9 protein-coding genes are annotated in these 19,086 nt (G+C 67.9%); 3 read left to right on the top strand and 6 right to left on the bottom strand.

Going from position 1 to position 19,086, the window contains the following annotated elements; translation table 11 throughout:
- Positions 1-129: 129 nt before the first annotated feature.
- From rpoD to argA, 6 genes are all read right to left on the bottom strand, one after another.
- Positions 130-2,385, bottom strand: coding sequence for an RNA polymerase sigma factor RpoD (gene rpoD, locus AC0IZJ_RS21955; protein WP_471853688.1), 2,256 nt, complete (start codon positions 2,383-2,385; stop codon positions 130-132).
- Positions 2,386-2,720: 335 nt separating this feature from the next.
- Positions 2,721-4,598, bottom strand: a complete 1,878-nt coding sequence (gene dnaG / locus AC0IZJ_RS21950; protein ID WP_471853687.1) for a DNA primase — start codon at positions 4,596-4,598, stop codon at positions 2,721-2,723.
- Between the two features lie 9 nt (positions 4,599-4,607).
- Positions 4,608-7,766, bottom strand: a complete 3,159-nt coding sequence (locus AC0IZJ_RS21945) for a putative bifunctional diguanylate cyclase/phosphodiesterase (protein WP_471853686.1) — start codon at positions 7,764-7,766, stop codon at positions 4,608-4,610.
- 277 nt (positions 7,767-8,043) lie between these two features.
- Positions 8,044-8,340 (bottom strand): H-NS histone family protein, encoded by a 297-nt coding sequence (locus tag AC0IZJ_RS21940; protein WP_457421596.1) that lies wholly within the window; start codon positions 8,338-8,340, stop codon positions 8,044-8,046.
- A gap of 565 nt (positions 8,341-8,905) precedes the next feature.
- A complete protein-coding gene (locus tag AC0IZJ_RS21935) occupies positions 8,906-9,184 on the bottom strand; it encodes an oxidative damage protection protein (protein WP_471853684.1) in 279 nt (92 codons plus the stop codon).
- Between the two features lie 79 nt (positions 9,185-9,263).
- Complete coding sequence (gene argA, locus AC0IZJ_RS21930) at positions 9,264-10,607, bottom strand: amino-acid N-acetyltransferase (protein ID WP_471853683.1); 1,344 nt, start codon at positions 10,605-10,607, stop codon at positions 9,264-9,266.
- Positions 10,608-10,647: 40 nt separating this feature from the next.
- Between argA and hrpA the strand changes: the two genes are divergently transcribed.
- The 3 genes from hrpA (at position 10,648) to AC0IZJ_RS21915 (ending at position 18,821) form a co-directional block, all read left to right on the top strand.
- The gene (hrpA, locus tag AC0IZJ_RS21925) at positions 10,648-14,493 is read left to right on the top strand and encodes an ATP-dependent RNA helicase HrpA (RefSeq protein WP_471853681.1); all 3,846 of its coding nucleotides are present in this window, start codon (positions 10,648-10,650) and stop codon (positions 14,491-14,493) included.
- Positions 14,494-14,645: 152 nt separating this feature from the next.
- Positions 14,646-16,421, top strand: a complete 1,776-nt coding sequence (locus AC0IZJ_RS21920; protein WP_471853679.1) for an HDOD domain-containing protein — start codon at positions 14,646-14,648, stop codon at positions 16,419-16,421.
- A gap of 12 nt (positions 16,422-16,433) precedes the next feature.
- Entirely contained in the window at positions 16,434-18,821 is a 2,388-nt protein-coding gene (locus AC0IZJ_RS21915; protein WP_471853677.1) for a protein kinase domain-containing protein, read from the top strand.
- The last annotated feature ends 265 nt before the right edge of the window (positions 18,822-19,086 follow it).

Below are 19,086 nucleotides of genomic sequence, written 5' to 3'. Positions count from 1 at the left end.
CAAAAAAGGCCGGGCGATGCCGGCCTGCGGGGCGCGCAGCTGGTGCCCCGCCTCGCTGCACGAGTCGGGGCGCAAGTCGCGTTGCCGCTGCGGCAGTTCGCTGGCGCGAACCACGTCTCCAGCCAACCTTTACAGGTTGTCCAGATAGGTGCGCAACTTGTCCGAGCGGCTCGGGTGCTTCAGCTTGCGGATTGCCTTGGCCTCGATTTGGCGAATCCGCTCACGCGTCACGTCGAACTGCTTGCCGACTTCTTCCAGCGTGTGGTCGCTCTGCATCTCGATGCCGAAGCGCATGCGCAGCACCTTGGCTTCGCGCGGCGTCAGCGAGTCGAGGATGTCCTTCACCACGTCGCGCAGGCCGGCCTGCATCGCGGCCTCGATGGGCGCTGTGTTGTTGGTGTCCTCGATGAAGTCGCCCAGGTGGCTGTCGTCGTCGTCGCCGATCGGCGTCTCCATGGAGATCGGCTCCTTGGCGATCTTCATGATCTTGCGGATCTTGTCTTCCGGGATCTCCATCTTCTCGGCCAGCGTCGGCGCGTCCGGCTCGAAGCCGAACTCCTGCAAGTGCTGGCGCGAGATGCGGTTCATCTTGTTGATCGTCTCGATCATGTGAACCGGGATGCGGATGGTGCGGGCCTGGTCGGCAATGCTCCTCGTGATGGCCTGGCGGATCCACCACGTCGCATAGGTCGAGAACTTGTAGCCGCGGCGATATTCGAACTTGTCCACCGCCTTCATCAGGCCGATGTTGCCTTCCTGGATCAGGTCCAGGAACTGCAGGCCGCGGTTGGTGTACTTCTTGGCGATGGAGATCACGAGGCGCAGGTTGGCCTCGATCATTTCCTTCTTCGCGTCACGAGAGGCCTTCTCGCCCTCGTTCATCTTCTTGTTGATGTCCTTCAGGTCGTCCAGCGGCACCACGGCCTTGGCCTGGATGTCGGTCAGCTTCTGCTGCAGCTCTTGCACGGGCGGCAGGTTGCGCGCCAGGATCACCGCGTAGGGCTTGCCGCTGGCAACTTCCTTCTCGGCCCACTTCAGGTTCAGCGCGTTGGGCGGGAAGGTCTTGATGAAGTGCTCTTGCGGCATGCCGCACTTGTCCACCACGATCTTGCGCAGTTCGCGCTCGTAGCGGCGCACGTCGTCGACCTGGCTGCGCAGGATGTCGCACAGCTTCTCGATGGTCTTGACCGTGAAGCGGATGGTCATCAGCTCGCCGCTGATGGCCTGTTGGGCCTTGTTGTACGGGGCCGACTTGTAGCCGTCCTTCTCGAAGGCCTTGCGCATCTTGTCGAAGGCAGCGGACATGGTGTCCAGCTTCACCAGCGCCGCGTTCTTCAGCTCTTCGAGCTTCTTGGTCAGTGCCTTGGAGCCGCCGTTGCCGTCGTCGTCGTCTTCCTCGTCGAACTCGTCGAAGTCTTCCTCGGCGACATAGTCGTCGGCTTCGTCGGCGGCGACGAAGCCGTCCACGACTTCGGAGATCTGCATCTCGCCGGCGCGGATCTTGGTCGCGAACTCGAGGATGTGGGCGATGGTCGTCGGCGAAGCCGAGATCGCCAGCATCATGGCCTGAAGGCCGCCTTCGATGCGCTTGGCGATTTCGATTTCACCTTCGCGCGTCAGCAGCTCGACCGTGCCCATTTCGCGCATATACATGCGCACCGGGTCGGTCGTGCGGCCGAACTCGGAGTCCACCGTCGACAGCGCAGCTTCCGCGGCTTCTTCGGCTTCCTCTTCGGTCGACGTGGCCGTGGTGTTGCCCTGAATCAGCAGCGTGGCGGCGTCGGGCGCCTGCTCGTACACGGCGATGCCCATGTCGTTGAGCATCGACACGATGGCTTCGAGGATTTCCTCGCTGACCAGCTTCTCGGGCAGGTGGTCGTTGATTTCCTGATGCGTCAGGAAACCACGCGTCTTGCCCATCTTGATGAGGGTCTTCAGCTCGCTGCGGCGCTTGAGGGCTTCCTCTTCGGTCAGCGCAGTTTCTTCCAGGCCGAACTCGCGCATCAGCGCGCGCTCCTTGGCGCGGCTGACCTTCATGCGCAGCGGCTTGGCCTTGGGCGTGTCTTCCGCCACGGCGGTGACTTCCCCGGTTTCAGTCTCGGCTTCCACCTCGCCCTCGAGTTCGGCATCGACGTCGGACAGGTCCACGTCTTCCTCGAGTTCCTTCTTGCCGCCGGCCTTCTTCGACTCGGTCTCCGCCTTGGGCTTGCGGCCGCGCTTGGGCTTGTCGTCGTCGGTCGCGGCCGCGGCTTTGCCGGCCGGCTTGGCGGCGGCCTTGGTCGCCTTGGCAGGTGCCTCGGCAGCGGCCGTTTTGGCAGCGGGCTTCTTCTTCAGCTCTTCGGGAGCGGGGCTGGCCTTGGTCGCGGCGGTCTTCTTGGCGGTCATGCAGGTCCTTCGGCGGGTGGCGCGGGCGTTCTAGATTCAGTTTCGGAAATGCAGCAGCCACCGCGGCCAGCCCGGGCTCGGCGTCAAAACCGGCGGGGCAGGGGCGGTGGCTTTCGTCACCGAGGTATCAACCGGAATTCGGCCGAGGGACCCTGGCGTGCCGCGAACAAGCTGGCGTGATCGTTTGGAGTGCAGAGCTGGCGGATATTTTGGCCATCAAAACTCTTTGATGAGTTGCCCAGTGTCGCTGGGTGGCCGGGTCCGGCATCTCTCTGCCGTCACTCTTGTTGACGCGCGCGGAAAACACGAGATTATCTGCGAAATTCGTCGGGAGTTCAAAACTCGGGTGGTTTTGCCGGCGCAATGCCGTGGCGCTCGCGTGTCCGGGCCAGGGCTTCCAGTGCGCGCCGGCGCTCGTCGTCCGTCGCGCCGCCGCCCGCTGGCAGCGGAGTCGACGCCTGGGCGCGCAGGCCGGTAATGGCGCGTGCCAGGTCGCCTGCCGCGTCCAGCTCGTCGATGCCGAGGGCCTGAAGCGGGCTCACCAGGCGCTTGAGTGCGTCGCCAAAGCCGTCGGCTGCCAAACCGGCCTGTATCGCCGCCCAGGGGCTGCTGCCGTGATGGGTCAAATGGCGCTCCAGCCAATGAATGAGGTCGCCGTGGACGCCCTGCAGGTCGTGCAGCAGCATGCGATCTTCATCGGCAAGCGCCTCCCAGAGTTCGCTGTGCTGGAGCAGCAGGCGTACGGCGTTGTCCGTGGGCGTCGATGGCGTTGCGCGCGGGCCAGCTGGGCGTGGCTCTTCGTCGCGCCGCTTGCCCTTCCAGTTGCCCTTGCCGGCCGCCCATTCGGCTTTCGGCTGCCAGCGCGGGCGTTCGGCGGGCGCGGGGGCTGCGGCCGGCGCGGCCGCCGGTTCGCCCAGCCAGAGCGATTGCAGCTCCGCCTCGGGCAGCTGACCCTGGCGGGCCAGTTCACCCGCCAGCTGGCGGCGCAGCAGGCCGTCGGGCAGCAGGTTCCACAGCGGATGGGCCTGCTTGAGCATGCGAGCGCGGCCCTCGGGCGTGCCGAGGTCGCAGCCGTCGGCGGCGACCGTGGAGAGCTGGCGTGACAGCGGCACGGCCGTCTCGACGCAGCGCTCGAAAGCCTCGGCGCCGAGTTCGCGCACATAGGAGTCGGGGTCGTGCTCAGTCGGCAGGAAGAGGAATTTGACGGTGCGCGTCTCGGTCGCGTGGGGCAGGGCGGCCTCCAGCGCCCTCACCGCAGCGCGGCGGCCGGCGGCGTCGCCATCGAAGCTGAAGACGACCGATTCAGTGAAGCGGAAAAGCTTGTGGACATGCTCGGCCGTGCAGGCGGTGCCCAGCGTCGCGACCGCATTGCCGAAGTCGTGCTGGGCGAGTGCGACGACGTCCATATAGCCTTCGACAACCAGGGCATAACCGCGTTGGCGCATCGCCTGGCGGCCTTCGAAGAGCCCGTAGAGCTCGCGGCCCTTGCTGAAGACGGGCGTTTCCGGCGAGTTCAGGTATTTGGGTTCGCCCTTGTCCAGCACGCGGCCGCCGAAGCCGATGACTTCGCCCTGCACGTTGCGGATGGGGAACATGATGCGATCGCGGAAGCGGTCGTAGCGCTTGGCTTCTTCACCGGGTTCGACGTCCGGGCTGATGACCAGGCCGGACTCGACGAGCTGTGGGTCGTCGTAGGCCGGGAAGCCGCTGGCCAGCGAGCGCCAGCCTTCGGGCGAGTAGCCGAGGCCGAAGCGGGCGGCGATCTGGCCGGTCAGGCCGCGGCCCTTCAGGTATTCGACGGCACGCGGCGACTTGCGCAACTGGGCCTTGTAGAAGTCCGCGGCACGGGCCAGCACGTCGGTGAGGCTGTTCTGCTTGTCCTTCTCGGCCTTGGCGCGCTCGCGCTGCTCGGGCGAGCGCTCGTCCTGCGGCACCTGCATGCCGACCTGCTGGGCCAGGTCCTCCACGGCTTCGACGAAGGTCGCGGCGGTGTGTTCCATCAGGAAGCCGATGGCATTGCCGTGCACGCCGCAGCCGAAGCAGTGATAGGTCTGGCGGCTGGGGCTGACGATGAAACTGGGCGACTTCTCGCCGTGGAAGGGGCACAGCCCCTTGTGGTTGATGCCGGCCTTCTTCAGTTCGACATGGCGGCCCACCACCTCGACGACGTCGACGCGGGCGAGCAGGTCATGGATAAAGCCAGGTGGGATCACCCCGGCAGTTTAAGGATGCGCCTGAGACGGCAGCTTCAATTGACCCGCCACCCAGTTGCCGTTGGCGAAACTGTCCATCCAGGCCGGCAGGCTGCCGGGGGGCATGGCCGCTGCGATGCCGTTGCCCTGGCCAAGGCGGCAGCCCAGGCGCAGCAGCTCACGGGAATGCGCGCGGCTCTCTATGCCCTTGGCCAGCACCGCGCAGCCGATGTTGCGCGCCAGGCCGATGACGCTCTCCACCAGCGACAGGTCCTGGGCGTCGCCCAGCATGCCCTGCACATAGCTGCGGTCCAGCTTGAGCGTGTCCACCGTCAGGCGCTTCAGCGAGGCCAGGTGCGAGTAACCGGCGCCGAAGTCGTCCAGCGCGATGCCCACGCCCAGGGCCATGCAGCGCTGGATAAGGGCCTGGGTGGCCGGCGTTTCGGCCAGCGCGTCGGATTCGAGCACGTCCAGATGCAGCAGCACGGCGACGTCGGGCGGCTGGCGCTGCAGCAGCTCCTGCAGGCGCTGCGGGAAGTCCGGATGGCTCAGCTGCCGGGCGCCGACATTGACGCTGACCGGCAGGCCCCGGCCGCCATTGATGCCCTCCTGCCGCCAGGCCGCAGCCTGCGCCAGCGCGTGTTCGATGACCCACTCGCCGACCTGCACGGCCAGGCCGGAGGTTTCCAGCAGCGGCAGGAAATGGGCCGGCGTGAGCAGGCCGCGCTCGGGGTGCTGCCAACGGAGCAGGGCCTCGACGCCCATGACCTGGCCGTTGCGCAGGTCGATCTGCGGTTGGTAGTGCAGCAGCAGCTCGCCGCCGTCTAGCGCACGCTGCAAGCGGGCCAGGGCGATCAGGCCGGCTTCGTCGCGCTGGTCCAGCGTCGGGTCGTGGAACTGCACGACGCTGCGGCCGGCATGCTTGGCGCGGTAGAGAGCGTGGCCGGCGTGGCGCAGCAGCGTTTCCGGGTCGGCATCGTCCAGGGGATAGAGCGTTGCGCCCATGCTGGCGCCGATCTCCAGCGCCAGGCCGTCGCCGATGCGGCTTTCGCGGATGGCGACCGGCGTGGACAGCAGGCCCAGCAGACGGTCGACGGCGCGCTGGGCCTCCTCCGGCGTCTGCACGCGCAGCAGCACGGCGAACTCGTCGCCATGCAGGCGGGCGAGCTGGTCGGCGGTGTCGGGCCAGGCGCCGCGCGCGCCGCGCAGCGTGGCCTGCAGCCGGCCGCTGAGCTGGAGCAGCACGGCATCGGCCACCAACTGGCCATGCACGGCGTTGACGCGGGCGAAGTCGTCCAGGTCGATGACGGCGATGACCAGCTTGAAGTTGTCGCGGTTGGCCGCTGACATGGCCTGGTGCATCAGCCGCATGAACTCGTCGCGGTTGGGCAGGCCGGTGGCGACGTCGTAGCGCAGGCTGCGGCGCAGCAGCTCCTGCTGGCGCAAGCTCTCGCCAAGGTCGGTCAGGCTGAGCAGCCGCCAGCGTGGGTTGGCGCCGGCAGGCTCGGGCACGGGGCTGAGGCGGGCGGCAAAGACGTGGCGGCCGCCGTCATCCAGCTCGGCCTGCAGTTGGCCGCTCCAGCTCTGGCCAGCGTTCAACTGGCGCTGCAGTTCGGCCGGCTCCTGCCCGCTGCGCTGGAGGTTGGCCGTGTTCAGCGGTGTGGCCAGTCGGCCCACCAGGGCCTCGCGTGGCGCATGCAGGATGTCGCAATAGGCCGGGTTGACCTCGACGATGCGCCACTGCATGTCGACAACGGCCAGGCCTTCGGTGGCGTGCTGGAAGAGGGTCGCCGACATGCGTTCGCGCTCCTCGGCAGCATGGCGCCAGCTCATGTCGGCCAGCATCAGGATGAGATTGCGGGCGCGGCCCTTGCGGTCGCGATGGGGCACATGGGCCTGCAGCTCATGCCAGCGCCAGTCGCCGCCGTCGGCCGCCAGGCGCAGCGACAGGCCGAGCCGCTGCTCGCCGGGCGCGGCGAGCAGCTCACGCAGCGCACGGCGTACCGGCTCGCGGTCGCGGGGGTGGGCGGCGCGCACCCAGTCCAGCGGTGCGCTGCCGGCTGCGGTGGGATTGACCGGCGTGGTCAGCGCCAGCCAGCGCGCCGACGCATGCCGGCGACCCTCAGGGAAGCGCCATTCAGCCAGTGCCAGACCCTGTGCATCCAGGGCGCTGCGCCAGCCGTCGCGGTCGCGGACCTGGTGCTGGCTGAGCGTGATGATGGCCAGCGGCAACAGGGCCAGCAGCGCTCCCGCCGCGTAGGCGACGGACGTGGCCGGCGCGCCCAGGGCCCACAACGCCAGCAGCACGAAGCCGAGGCGGGCGTTGTGGCGTGGCGAGACCTGCAGCGCATGCAGGCACAGCAACAGATGCGGCGTCAGCAGCAGGGCGCCGGCCTGCGGCAGCCAGCCAACGGCGGCCTGGGCGGCAACGGCGGCGATGCCGATGAAGGGCCCCGTCCAGCGGCCGATGCGCCGTGGCCGCTGGATACCGGCCTGCAGGGCAGTGCCGGCGCTCAGCAGCGCAAGCGCCCAGGGGCCGGCCAGTGCCAGCGTGGCGAGGAGGGCGCTCGCGCGCGTCATGCCCGTGATGAGCAGGAAGGCCCAGCAGGCCAGGCCGGCCAGCAGCGGTGCGGCGACGCCGGCAAGCAGGCCGAAGCGGAGCATTTCGCGCCGGGTGACCAGGCGGCCGGTCAGGCCCAGGCGGCGCAGCCTTGTGCGGTTCAGCAGCAAGGCGAGCGGCAGCAGGGCCAGCACGCTCAGCAGGGGCCTGGAGGTCAGAAGTGCCAGCGGGTCGGTGGCGGGCTCCAGCAACAGCGGCAGGCCGCAACCGAGCAGCAGCCCTGACATGACCAGTGGCAACACCCAGGCGCCGAGCCGCCACAGGGCCGTGAGGCCAAGCGTGGTCAGCATCACAGGAATGAAAAGGTCGGCCGCAGGGATGGCGGATGCGGGTTGGGGCAGACGCAGCAGCGGAACCAGCAGGGGCGCTGCCAGCACCCACGCAACGATCAAGCCGCCTGCGAGGCCGCTCAGCGCGGCCAGGCCGACGCGGCGCAGCCGGCGCCAGCCCCGGCGGTCATGGATGCGCCGAGGGCCAAGGGGTGGTGTCGTCGCAGGCGGCGGCTCGGCCAGTGACCCGCTGGAACTGTGGGTCTCGAGTGCATCGCCAACGCTTGAGTGCAGGTCCATGACTCAACGTCGCACCGGCATGCGCGCCTTCAGGCGGCGCTGGAGGCTTTCACAGCACGAGTGCGAGACCCGGGCGGGGGGCATGGCGCGAATCCCGTCCCACGCCAGACCGGCTCGGCCTGGGATAAACCCGGCACTTGAAGCTGCGGACGGCGTGACGAAAGACATGCGCGCCAGTTTAGGGCGCGAGCTCGCCGCAAATGAAAAGGGCCATCCCGTAGATGGCCCTTGATTCGTGGGGGCGGCTGATGAACCGGCGCCTACCCCGACGGAAGGATTAAACCGAGAAATCCGTCAGCTTGGCGCCGCCGGCTACTGCCGCTTTCAGCCATTTGGGCTGAAGGCCGCGGCCGCTCCAGGTTTCTCCGGTGGCTTGATTGCGATACTTTGCGGCGACCTTGGAGACCTTGACTGGCTTGGGGGTGCGTACACTGAGATCGGCCACCGACAGACCATATTCGCTCATCAGGGTTTTCACCTTGGAGATCGCTTCGCTGCGCTCGCGATCCTTGGTTTGGCTGATCTGTTCATCCAGCGCGGCGCGTTGGGCCAGGAGATCTTTGAGACTGGACATGCTGCTATTCCTCTTGCGATTTGAGCGTTGAGACGCGCGACGTCACCGCTGCGGCCTCGGAGCCTTGGGGCTTGGCGCCCATGAGTATCTCCGTGATCAGATTAAATCGCGGGAAAGGGGTTAAGCGCAAGAGTTTTCGTTGGGGGGCAGCGACGAGTTTTGATTTGACCGCATTAATTGCCATTCGGTGCCGTGCAATGCCCTGGAACAGTGAGTGGGGTTGATGTCGATGCTGAAACTGCAAGGGCCGGCGACTACCGTCCCGGCCCTTGGATATTCTTACGAGGGGCGTCCCCGGCAATTCAACCGGGCGCTACCCGGCGGCCGGCAAGACATAGTCCGCCACGGTTTCGGCACTTGTGCCGAAGAAAAATGTTGTGATCGCATCCCTTGCGCTGCGCGCAAATGAGCGCTCCCCCCAGTTTTTCCGCTGAGCTGCGCTCAGTTCGCCAGCGGGACGTAGCCCGCCACCGCTTCGGCACCGGTGCCGAAGAAAAATGTTGTGATCGCATCACTTGCGCTGCGCGCAAATGAGCGCTCCCCGAGTTTTTCCGCTGAGCTGCGCTCAGTTCGTCGGCGGGACGTAGCCCGCCACCGCTTCGGCACCGGTGCCGAAGAAAAACTGTTCTGCCTGGCGCATCAGGTATTGGCGGGCACGCAGGTCCGCGAGGTTGAGGCGGTTTTCATTGACGAGCATGGTCTGGTGCTTCATCCAGGCCGCCCAGGCTTCCTTGCTGACGGATTCCCAGACCTTTTTGCCGAGTTCGGTGTGGGCGGGATAAGGCGGGAAGTCCAGCCCTTCGGCTTCCTTCTTCAGATAGGCACATTGAACGGTGCGGGGCATGGCGGGACTCCTGGGAACGCGAGAAAGGATGATGGCCGGCACTTTAGCGCGCAGCCTTATTGGCGGCCGCGTCGAGGGCTTAGTTGAATCGTTTGACCAGCACCAGCGAGCGCCGGTCCCAGTTGTATTTGCGCTTGCGTTCTTCAGGCAGCCATTCCGGGTCGACCTGCTGGAAACCGCGTTTGATGAACCAGTGCATGGTGCGGGTGGTCAGCACGAAGATGCTGTCCAGGCCCGAAGCTTTGGCGCGCTGCTCGATTCTTTTCAGCAATCGGTCGCCATCACCCTGGCCCTGTACTTCGGCAGATACGGTCAACGCTGCCATTTCAGCGGTGCGCGCTTCGACATAAGGGTAGAGAGCGGCGCAACCGAAGATGACGCCGTCGTGCTCGATGACGGTGTAAAGCTCGGCGTCGCGTTCGATTTCGGTGCGGCTGCGCTTGACCAGCGTGCCGTCGCGCTCGAAGGGCTCGATGAGCTGGATGATGCCGGCCACGTCGTCGGAACTGGCCTCGCGAAGGCTTTCCAGCTTCTCGTCGACCACCATGGTGCCAATACCGTCATGGGTATAGACCTCCTGCAGCAGCGCGCCGTCGACCGCGAACGGGATGATGTGCGAGCGCTCCACGCCGGCGCGGCAGGCTTCGGCGCAGTGGCGCAGGTAGAAGGCGACGTCGGTGGGCTCGGGCGCCGGGTCGGCCTTGGCCAGCATGCGGTCGGCGTCGGCGACGGCCAGTTCGGTGTCGATGGGACTTTCCGGGTCGCTCGGGTCCTCCGGCACGCCGTCGACCTCGCAGACGAACAGCAGCTTGTCGGCCTGCAAGGCGATGGCTGCAGACGTGGCGACGTCCTCCATCGACAGGTTGAAGGCCTCGCCGGTGGGCGAGAAGCCGAAGGGCGACAGCAGCACGATGGCGCCGATGTCGATGGCGCGCTGGATGGCGGCGCCGTCGACCTTGCGCACAAGTCCCGAGTGCTGAAAGTCCACGCCGTCGACGATGCCGACCGGGCGGGCGGTCAGGAAGTTGCCGGAGACGACGCGCACGGTTGCGTTGGCCATCGGCGTGTTGGGCAGGCCCTGGCTGAACGCGGCCTCAATCTCGAAGCGCAGCTGGCCGGCGGCCTCCTGGGCGCAGTCGAGCGCGACGGCGTCGGTGATGCGCCGGCCGTGGCTGTAGCGCGGCGTCTGCCCCTTGGCGAGCAGCTGTTCGTTGACCTGCGGCCGAAAGCCGTGGACGAGCACGATCTTGATGCCCATGGCGTGCAGGATGGACAGGTCCTGCACGAAGGCATTCAGCTTGCCGGCCGCCACCAGCTCGCCCGGCATGCCGACGACGAAGGTCTCGCCACGGTAGGCATGGATGTAGGGCGCCACGGCGCGGAACCAGGGCACGAAGGTGTGAGGGAAGACAAGACCGGTCATGGGGCGGGATTCTCCATGGCTGCGGGACAATAGCGACTCAATGAGTTCAGAACATACAGAGAGCCGGCCGGTTCAGCCGGCTCTTTCCATTTCCTTTCCTGAATCGCTGCCTGTCTCTGCTCGCCGTGACGAGATTGCCGCCGCGATGGCCGAGCACCAGGTTGTCATCGTCTGTGGCGAGACCGGCTCCGGCAAGACGACCCAGCTGCCCAAGATCGCGCTGGCGATGGGCCGCGGGCGCCTGAACGGCGGCGGCCTCATCGGCCACACGCAGCCGCGCCGGATTGCGGCCAGCAGCGTGGCCAAGCGCATTGCCGAGGAGTTGAAGACGCCGCTGGGCGAGGTGGTCGGCTTCAAGGTGCGCTTCCAGGACCGGCTGTCGAAGAACGCGTCGGTCAAGCTGATGACGGACGGCATCCTGCTGGCCGAGACGCAGAGTGACCCGCTGTTGAAGGCCTACGACACCATCATCATCGACGAGGCGCACGAGCGCAGCCTCAACATCGATTTCCTGCTGGGCTACCTGCGCGAGCTGCTGCCACGTCGGCCGGACCTGAAGATTGTCGTCACGTCGGCCACCATCGATGCGGACCGCTTCGCGCAGCACTTTGCGTCAAGCAAGGGCCCGGCGCCAGTGCTGACGGTGTCGGGCCGGCTGTACCCGGTCGAGCAGCGCTACCGGCCGTTCGAGGAAAGCCGCGAGTACGACGTCAACAACGCGATCACCGATGCGGTGGACGAGCTGTGGCGCGAAGGCGGCGGCGACGTGCTCGTCTTCCTGCCTGGCGAACGTGAAATCCGCGAGGCGGCCGAGGCGCTGCGCAAGCGTCACCCACCGGGCGTCGATGTGCTGCCGCTGTTCGCGCGGCTGTCGCCGGCCGAGCAGGACAAGGTGTTCGAACCGCACGGCCAACGCCGCATCGTGCTGGCCACCAACGTCGCCGAGACCTCGCTGACGGTGCCCGGTATCCGCTACGTCATCGACCCCGGCCTGGCGCGAGTGAAGCGCTACAGCTACCGCAACAAGGTCGAGCAGCTGCTGATCGAGCCGATCAGCCAGGCGGCCTCGAACCAGCGCGCCGGCCGCTGCGGGCGCGTGGCCAACGGCATCTGCATCCGCCTGTACAGCGAGAAGGAATTCAACGAGCGGCCCAAGTTCACCGACCCGGAAATCCTGCGTAGCAGCCTGGCCGGCGTCATCCTGCGCATGAAGGCGCTGCACCTGGGCGAGGTCGAGCGCTTCCCCTTCCTGGAGGCGCCGCGGCCCAAGGCAATTGCGGACGGCTACCAACTGCTCGCCGAACTGGGCGCCACCGATGACGACAACGAGCTGACGCCGCTGGGCAAGGAGCTGTCGCGCCTGCCGCTGGACCCGCGCGTGGGCCGCATGATCCTGGAGGCCAAGAACCGCGAGGCGCTGACCGAGGTGCTGATCATTGCGTCGGCATTGACCGGCCAGGACGTGCGCGACCGGCCGATGGAAGCGGCGCAGGCAGCCGACGAGAAGCACAAGAAGTTCGACGACGAGAAGAGCGAGTTCGTCGGCTACCTGAAGCTGTGGAGGTGGCTGGAAGAGAGCAAGGGCGGTGGCACCGAGCACAAGCTCAGCAACCGCCGCCACGAGCAACTGCTGCGCGAGAACTTCGTCAGCATCCGCCGCGTGCGCGAGTGGCGTGACGTGCATTCGCAGCTGCACACCGTCGTCGCCGAACACGGCTGGCGGCTGAACCAGAGCCCCGCCACCTACGAGCAGCTGCACCTGTCCATGCTCGCCGGCCTGCTCGGCAACATCGGCCAGAAGAGCGACGACGAGGACTGGTATCTCGGCGCGCGCGGCATCAAGTTCTACCGCCACCCCGGCGCCCACCTGAGCAAGAAGCCGGGCCGCTGGATCGTCGCCGCCGAACTGGTCGACACCTCGCGCCTTTACGGCCGCGGCATCGCCAATATCGAACCGCAGTGGCTGCCGTCCATCGCCGGCCATCTGATCAAGACCCAACTGCTGGAGCCGCACTGGGAGAAGAAGGCGGCCGAGGTCGTGGCGCTGGAGCGGGCAACGCTCTACGGCATCGTCATCTACAGCAACAGAAAGGTGAACTTCGGCCGCGTCGACCCCAAGGCCGCGCGCGAAATCTTCATCCGCGAAGGGTTGGTGAACGACGACCTGCCGGACGACCTCGTGCGGCAGCTGCCCTTCCTGGCCCACAACCGCCGCCAGATCGCCAAGGTCGAGGCGCTGGAGCACAAGTCGCGCCGGCAGGACGTGCTGGTGGACGATGAGCTGATCTACGCCTACTACGACGACAAGCTGCCGGCGGGCGTGTTCTCCGGCGCCACGCTGCTGAAATGGTGGCGCGAGGCCAGCAAGGCCGACAACAAGCTGCTTCAGCTCAGCCAGGACGAGCTGATGCGCCACGAGGCGGCGGGCGTCACCAGCGAGGCCTTCCCCAAGGTCATCCGCCTGGGCGGGGTCGACTGCGTGGCGACCTATCTGCACCAGCCCGGCGACGCGCGGGACGGGATCACCGTCGACGTACCCATTTTTGCGCTCAACCAGGTCAGCGAGGAGCGCGCAGAGTGGCTGGTGCCCGGCATGCTGGCGCAGAAGGTGACGGCGCTGCTGAAGAGCCTGCACCAGAAGCCGCGTGCGCGCCTGACGCCGCTGCCGGACTTCGTCGCCGAGTTCATCGAGCTGAATCCCTTCGGCCAGGGTGGCCTCGTGGACGTGCTGCTGAAGGCCGTCAGGGAGCGCAGCCAGATCGCCGTGCAGCGCAACGACTTCAAGCTGGAGCTGTTGCAGCCGCACCTTTTCATGAACTTCCGTGTCGTCGACGAGCACGGCCGCCAGCTCGGCCAGGGGCGGCAGCTGGCCGCGCTGAAGGCAGACCTGGGCGGGCAGGCACGGTCGGCGTTCCAGGCGTTGGCGGCATTGAAGCTGCCGGCCTCTGAACCGGCTCCCAAGCCGCAGCTCGAACGCGGTATCCGCGCCGAGATCGTCAAGCCGGCAACACCAGCACGTGACGCCAGTCAGGCCCAAGATGCCAGATACGTGGACTGGACCTTTGGCGAGCTGCCCGAACTGCTCGAAGTGAAGAAGGGCGGCCAGACGCTGATCGGCTTCCCGGCGCTGATCGACAAGGGCGCGCATGTCGAGATCGAGGTCTTCGACGAGCCCGAGGTGGCCGCCGCCAAGCACCGTGCCGGCCTGCGCCGGCTGATCGCGTTGCAGCTCAAGGAGCCGCTGAAGTTCCTGGAGAAAAACATTCCCGACCTGCAGCGCATGTCCGTGCTCTACATGGGCCTGGGCACGGCCGAGGACCTGCGCGACCAGGTCATCGCCGTCGCGCTGGACCGCGCCTTCCTGGCCGACCCGCTGCCCACCGACCCGATCAGCTTCAGGAAGCGCATCGACGAGGGCCGCAGCCGCCTGAACCTGATCGCCCAGGAAGTGGCGCGCGCCGTGCACGCGGTATTGCAGGAGCTGGCCAACGCGACGCGCAAGCTGAAGGACTCGCGCCCGGCCAAGGAGGTCGGTGACGACATCACCGCGCAGCTGCAGCGCCTGGCGCCCAAGCGCTTCGCCCTCGAGACGCCCTGGGCGCAGCTTCAGCACCTGCCGCGCTACCTCAAGGCCATCACGACGCGCCTGGACAAGCTGCGCGCCGACCCGGCCCGCGACACCAAGCTGATGAGCGAGGTCAAGCCGCTGGAGCAGCGCTACGCGCGCCGCGTGGCCGAGCTCAAGGGTGTGCGCGATGGGCGGCTGGACGACTTCCGCTGGCAGCTGGAGGAGTTGCGTGTCAGCCTGTTCGCGCAGGAGTTGCGGACGCCGCAGCCGGTGAGCGTGAAGCGTTTAGACAAAGTTTGGAGTCAGCTGACCGGCTGAGGCTCACTTCGTGAGCTGATGCACACAAGCCAGGGATTGCAGGATGACGCGGTTGAAATCCATCCCTTTTCGGCGCTTCTCTCAGCTTCCAGCCAGCTGGCGTGGAGTCCAATGCAGCGGCAACAATTGCTATCACCCCGCTCATATCTGTCGTGTCTGAAACCAGTCCTGCCGCCACGCCGCTGAGAAGCTTCGGTCGTTTCGAGCTGCGCGCCCTGCTGTCCAAGAGCGCGCGCAGCCTGATCTGGCGCGTCTTCGATGCGCGCCATGGCCAGGAGCTGATGTTGTGCATGCCACGCGAGAAGCCCAACAGCGTGCCGGCGCTGGAGCACTGGCTGCGCATGGCCCAGGCGGGGGAGCGCGTGCACCACCCCAACCTGGCGCCGGTGTTCGAGATCGGCCAGGTCGAGAGCTGGCCCTATGTGGCCTACGACCGCGCCCTGGGTGAGACGCTGGATGAACGCCTGGCCCGTCAGAACGCACCCTTGCCGCTGGACGCCGCCGGCTGGGTGGCGCAGCTGCTGGAGGGCCTGGCCTTCGCCCACGAAGCCGGCCACGCCCACCGCGACCTGCAGACGGCCAGCCTCGTCATCGACGCCAACGACAAGGTGCGCATCGTCGGCCTGGAGGTGGCGCAGGAGGTCTTCCCCGCCACGGTCGACTTCAACGCCGTGACTCGCCGCGCGGTGCGGGAGTCCGCCGAGGAAGACGTGCTCTGCGTCGGCCTCATCCTCAACCGCATCCTCAGCGGCAAGCCGGTGCTGGAGGAGAACGATCTGCAGCACGTCGTGCAGCAGATGCAGCCCATCGGCCGCGAGATGGTGCGGCTGGGCTGGGAGACGCCTCACCCCATCCCCGACCCGCTGCGCGCCATCTGCAACCGCGCCACCGACCGGCAGTTGCGCCAGCGCTATCACCTGGCGCGCAGCTTCTGGCGCGCGCTGGACGGCTGGCGCCAAGCCGCCGCCTACGACGACGGTGGCCCCGTCGTGCTGCTGCTGGACAAGCTGCAACGCCAGGGCCACCTGCCGACGACGACCACGGGCATGCATCGCTTCACGGGCGGCTCGGGCATGGAAGGCCAGCACGCGAGCGCGTTGGCCGAGCTGGTGCTCAAGGACATGGCCCTCAGCCTGGAGCTGGTGCGGCGCGTCAACAACGCGTTGAAGCAGAGCGGTCACCAGGGCGAGACCGTGCTGAACATGCAGCGCGCCATCCAGATGCTTGGGCTGGAGGGGTTGCAGCTGGCCGCCAACGCCCTCAAGCCCTGGCCGGGCCCGCTGGCGCCGGTGGCGGCCGAGATGCTGCGCCAGGTGATGGCCCGCGTCACCAAGGCTGCCCAGGTGGCCCAGGCGCTGCGCCCGGCGGGCTATGACGCCGAGGTGGTCTACCTCATCACCGTCATGCAGAACCTCGGCCGGCTGCTGCTGCAATATCACTTCCCGGACGACGCCCAGCAGATCCGCCAGCTGATGGTGCCGCCGGAGCCGACCGAGGAGCAGCCCAACCCGCCGTCACTGAGCGAGCAGGCCGCGGCCTACGCAGTGCTCGGCTGCGACCTCGACGCGCTGGGCACCGCCGTGGCCCGTCACTGGGGGCTGGGGGATGAGCTGCTGCTGATGATCCGCCGCCCGCCGCTGGACGCGCCGGTGCACCCGCCGCGCAGCGATGCCGACACGCTGCGCCTGACCTGCGGCCTGGCCAATGAACTGATCGACGGGCTGGCCCTGCCCGAAGCCAAGCGCCGCCCGGCCGTCGACGCCGCGACGCGGCGCTATGCCAAGCCGCTGGGCCTCGGCCTGCGCGAGGTCATGGAGGCGCTCAACCCCGGCGCGCACAAGCCGGGTCAGCCTTCGCCGACACCGGCTGCTGCGCCGGCCACTGAGCCAGGATCCCTGCGCAGCCGCCTGGCAGGCCGCAGCTCCTAAGGCAACTCAAACATGGCCGACGACCTGCCCCCCCAGCTCGGCCGCTTCCGGCTGCTGAGCCGCCTGGGCGAAGGTGCGCAGGCCACCGTCTGGCTGGCGCATGACCCGCTGCTGGACCGCGAGGTTGCCGTCAAGCTGCTCAAGCCGCAGGGCGTGGAGGCCAGCGAGCCTGGCAGCGTGGACGAATGGCTGCACGAGGCGCGCGCCGTCAGCCGGCTCACGCATCCCAACATCGTGCCGGTCTTTGAGGCCGACACCCAGGGTGGCCACTCCTACCTCGTGTTCGAGTACGTCAACGGCGGCACGCTCACCGAGCGCCTGCGCGCGGGCCCAAAGCTGACGGCGGCCGAGGCCGTTGCGCTGCTGCTGGGCGTGCTGGATGGCCTGACCGCTGCCCACGCCGCCGGGCTGGTGCACCGCGACCTCAAGCCCAGCAACATCCTCATCGACGCCCGAGGCCGCGCGCGCGTGATGGATTTCGGCATTGCCGCCCGCGTATCGCCGGCCACGAACGCGCCGACCCGCATCGTCGGCACGCCCGGCTACATCTCGCCGGAGGCCGCTGCGGGGGCGCCGCCGCATCCGCAGATGGACGTGTTCGCCGCCGGCGTCATGCTGGCCGAGATGCTCAGCGGCCAGCGCCTGAACCATGACAGCGACCCCTGGCGTGCCGTTCAGCGTGTGCAGACCGTCGACCTGGTGCTGCCCTCGGGCCTCACGAGCGATGTGGACGACGCACTGCGCGCCATCGTGCAGCGCGGCCTGGCGCGCAGCCCCACAGCGCGCTGGCCCAGTGCCGCGCAACTGCACGCCGCGCTGAGTGGCTGGCTGCGCCCCGTGGCCGAGCCCGATGCCGAAGCGCAGGACGCGCCCGTGCTGGACTTCCTGCTGCGCCGCATGCGCCACAAAAGCGACTTCCCGGCGCTGTCGGACGCCATCACGCGCATCCAGCGCCTGACGCAGTCCGAGAACGAGAGCCTGGCCAGCCTGTCCAACGAGATTCTGAAGGATGTGGCGCTGACGCAGAAGCTGCTGCGCATTGTCAACACGGCGGCCTACCGGCACACGGGCGGTGGCGGCATCAGCACCATCTCGCGCGCGGTCGCGCTGATCGGCTTTGCCGGCATTCGCAACCTGGCGCTCAGCCTCGTGCTGCTGGAGCGCATGGAGAACAAGGGCCATGCCCAGCGCCTGCGCGAGGACTTCCTGCGCTCGCTGATGGCCGCATCGGTCGCGCGCGAACTCTGCCTGAGCGAGCGCGAGGCCGAGGAGGCCTTTCTCGGCGCCATGCTGCACCACCTCGGCCGCACGCTGACCGAGTTCTATTTCCCGGAAGAAGCCGAGACCGTGCGCCGCCTCGTGAGCCCTGCAGGTGACGGCGTCGCGATCACGGAGGCAGCCGCCTCGGCCCAGGTGCTGGGCATGAGCTACGAGGCCCTGGGTCTGGGCGTGGCACGGCAGTGGGGCCTGCCCGACAGCCTGCAACGCGCCATGCGCCGGCCCGGCGGCGAGGCGCCGACCAAGCTGATCGAGGATGCCGGCGATCGCCAGCGCTGGCTGGCCCGTGCCTCCAATGACATGGCCGACCTCATCCTGCACACGCCGCCGGAGCAGGCGCATGCCAAGGTCAAGGCCCTGGCGCAGCGGCATGCGCGTGCGCTGGGCATCAGCGCGGAATCCTTCGAGAAGGCCGCCGACACGGCGCGCCAGCGCCTCACGCAGATGACCGAGGCGCTGGACATGCGCCTGCCGCAGAACTCCAAGGCCCAGCGTCTGCTGGCGCCGCTGACGCCGTCGGTGCACGACTCGCTGACCGCTCATGAGCTCACGTCGACGCTGGTGCTGGAGCGCACCGAGGTCCTCGGCGCGCCGCGCGATGCCCACCAGGCCAGCGAACTGCTGGCCGCGGGCATCCAGGAGATCACCGACGCGATGGTCAACAGCTTCCAGCTCAACGCCGTGCTGCGCATGATCCTGGAGACCATCTACCGCGCCCTGGGCCTGCGCCGCGTCATCTTCTGCCTGCGCGATGCGCGCGGCCAGACGCTGACCGGCCGCCTCGGCGTGGGCATGGACGTCGAGCGCCTGGCGCCGCTGCTGCGCGTGGACCTGACCCACCAGCCGCCCGACCTGCTCGCGGCGGTCTGCCTGAAGGGCGCCGACACGCTGATCCAGGACGCGCGCGCCGCCAACATCACCGCGCGGCTGCCGGGCTGGTTCAAGGGTGAGATGCAGGCACAGAGCTTCCTGCTGCTGCCCCTGATGCTCAAGGGCGCGCCCCTTGGCCTCATCTACGCCGACCACGCCCAGGCCGGCGCCGTGCAGCTGGGCGACAAGGAGCTCTCCTTGCTCCGCACGCTGCGCAACCAGGCCGTGATGGCCTTCAGGCAAGTCAAATAGCGAGCCCCTCGGCCGGCCGCGCCTGCTGAACGCGGCGCGTCCAGTCGGTCCCCCGAGGGGACGGCGATGCTCGCGGGGGAGCCCCGCTCGCACATCGCCCGCGGGCCGGCTTGGGGGCGGCCCGGCGCTGGGCCCACGCATTGGTGCCCTACTGGGGCGTAGGGGCTGTCCCACAGCGTGTGGGGCCAGGCGCCGACCATGCACGCGGCGGTCTCCGACTGGGGACGCGAACGACAACGCGAATACTGGTCTGGCAGCCTGCAGA

The sequence above is a fragment of the Roseateles sp. AC306 genome (assembly GCF_979253795.1).
This window is presented reverse-complemented; position numbering and strand designations above follow the sequence as displayed.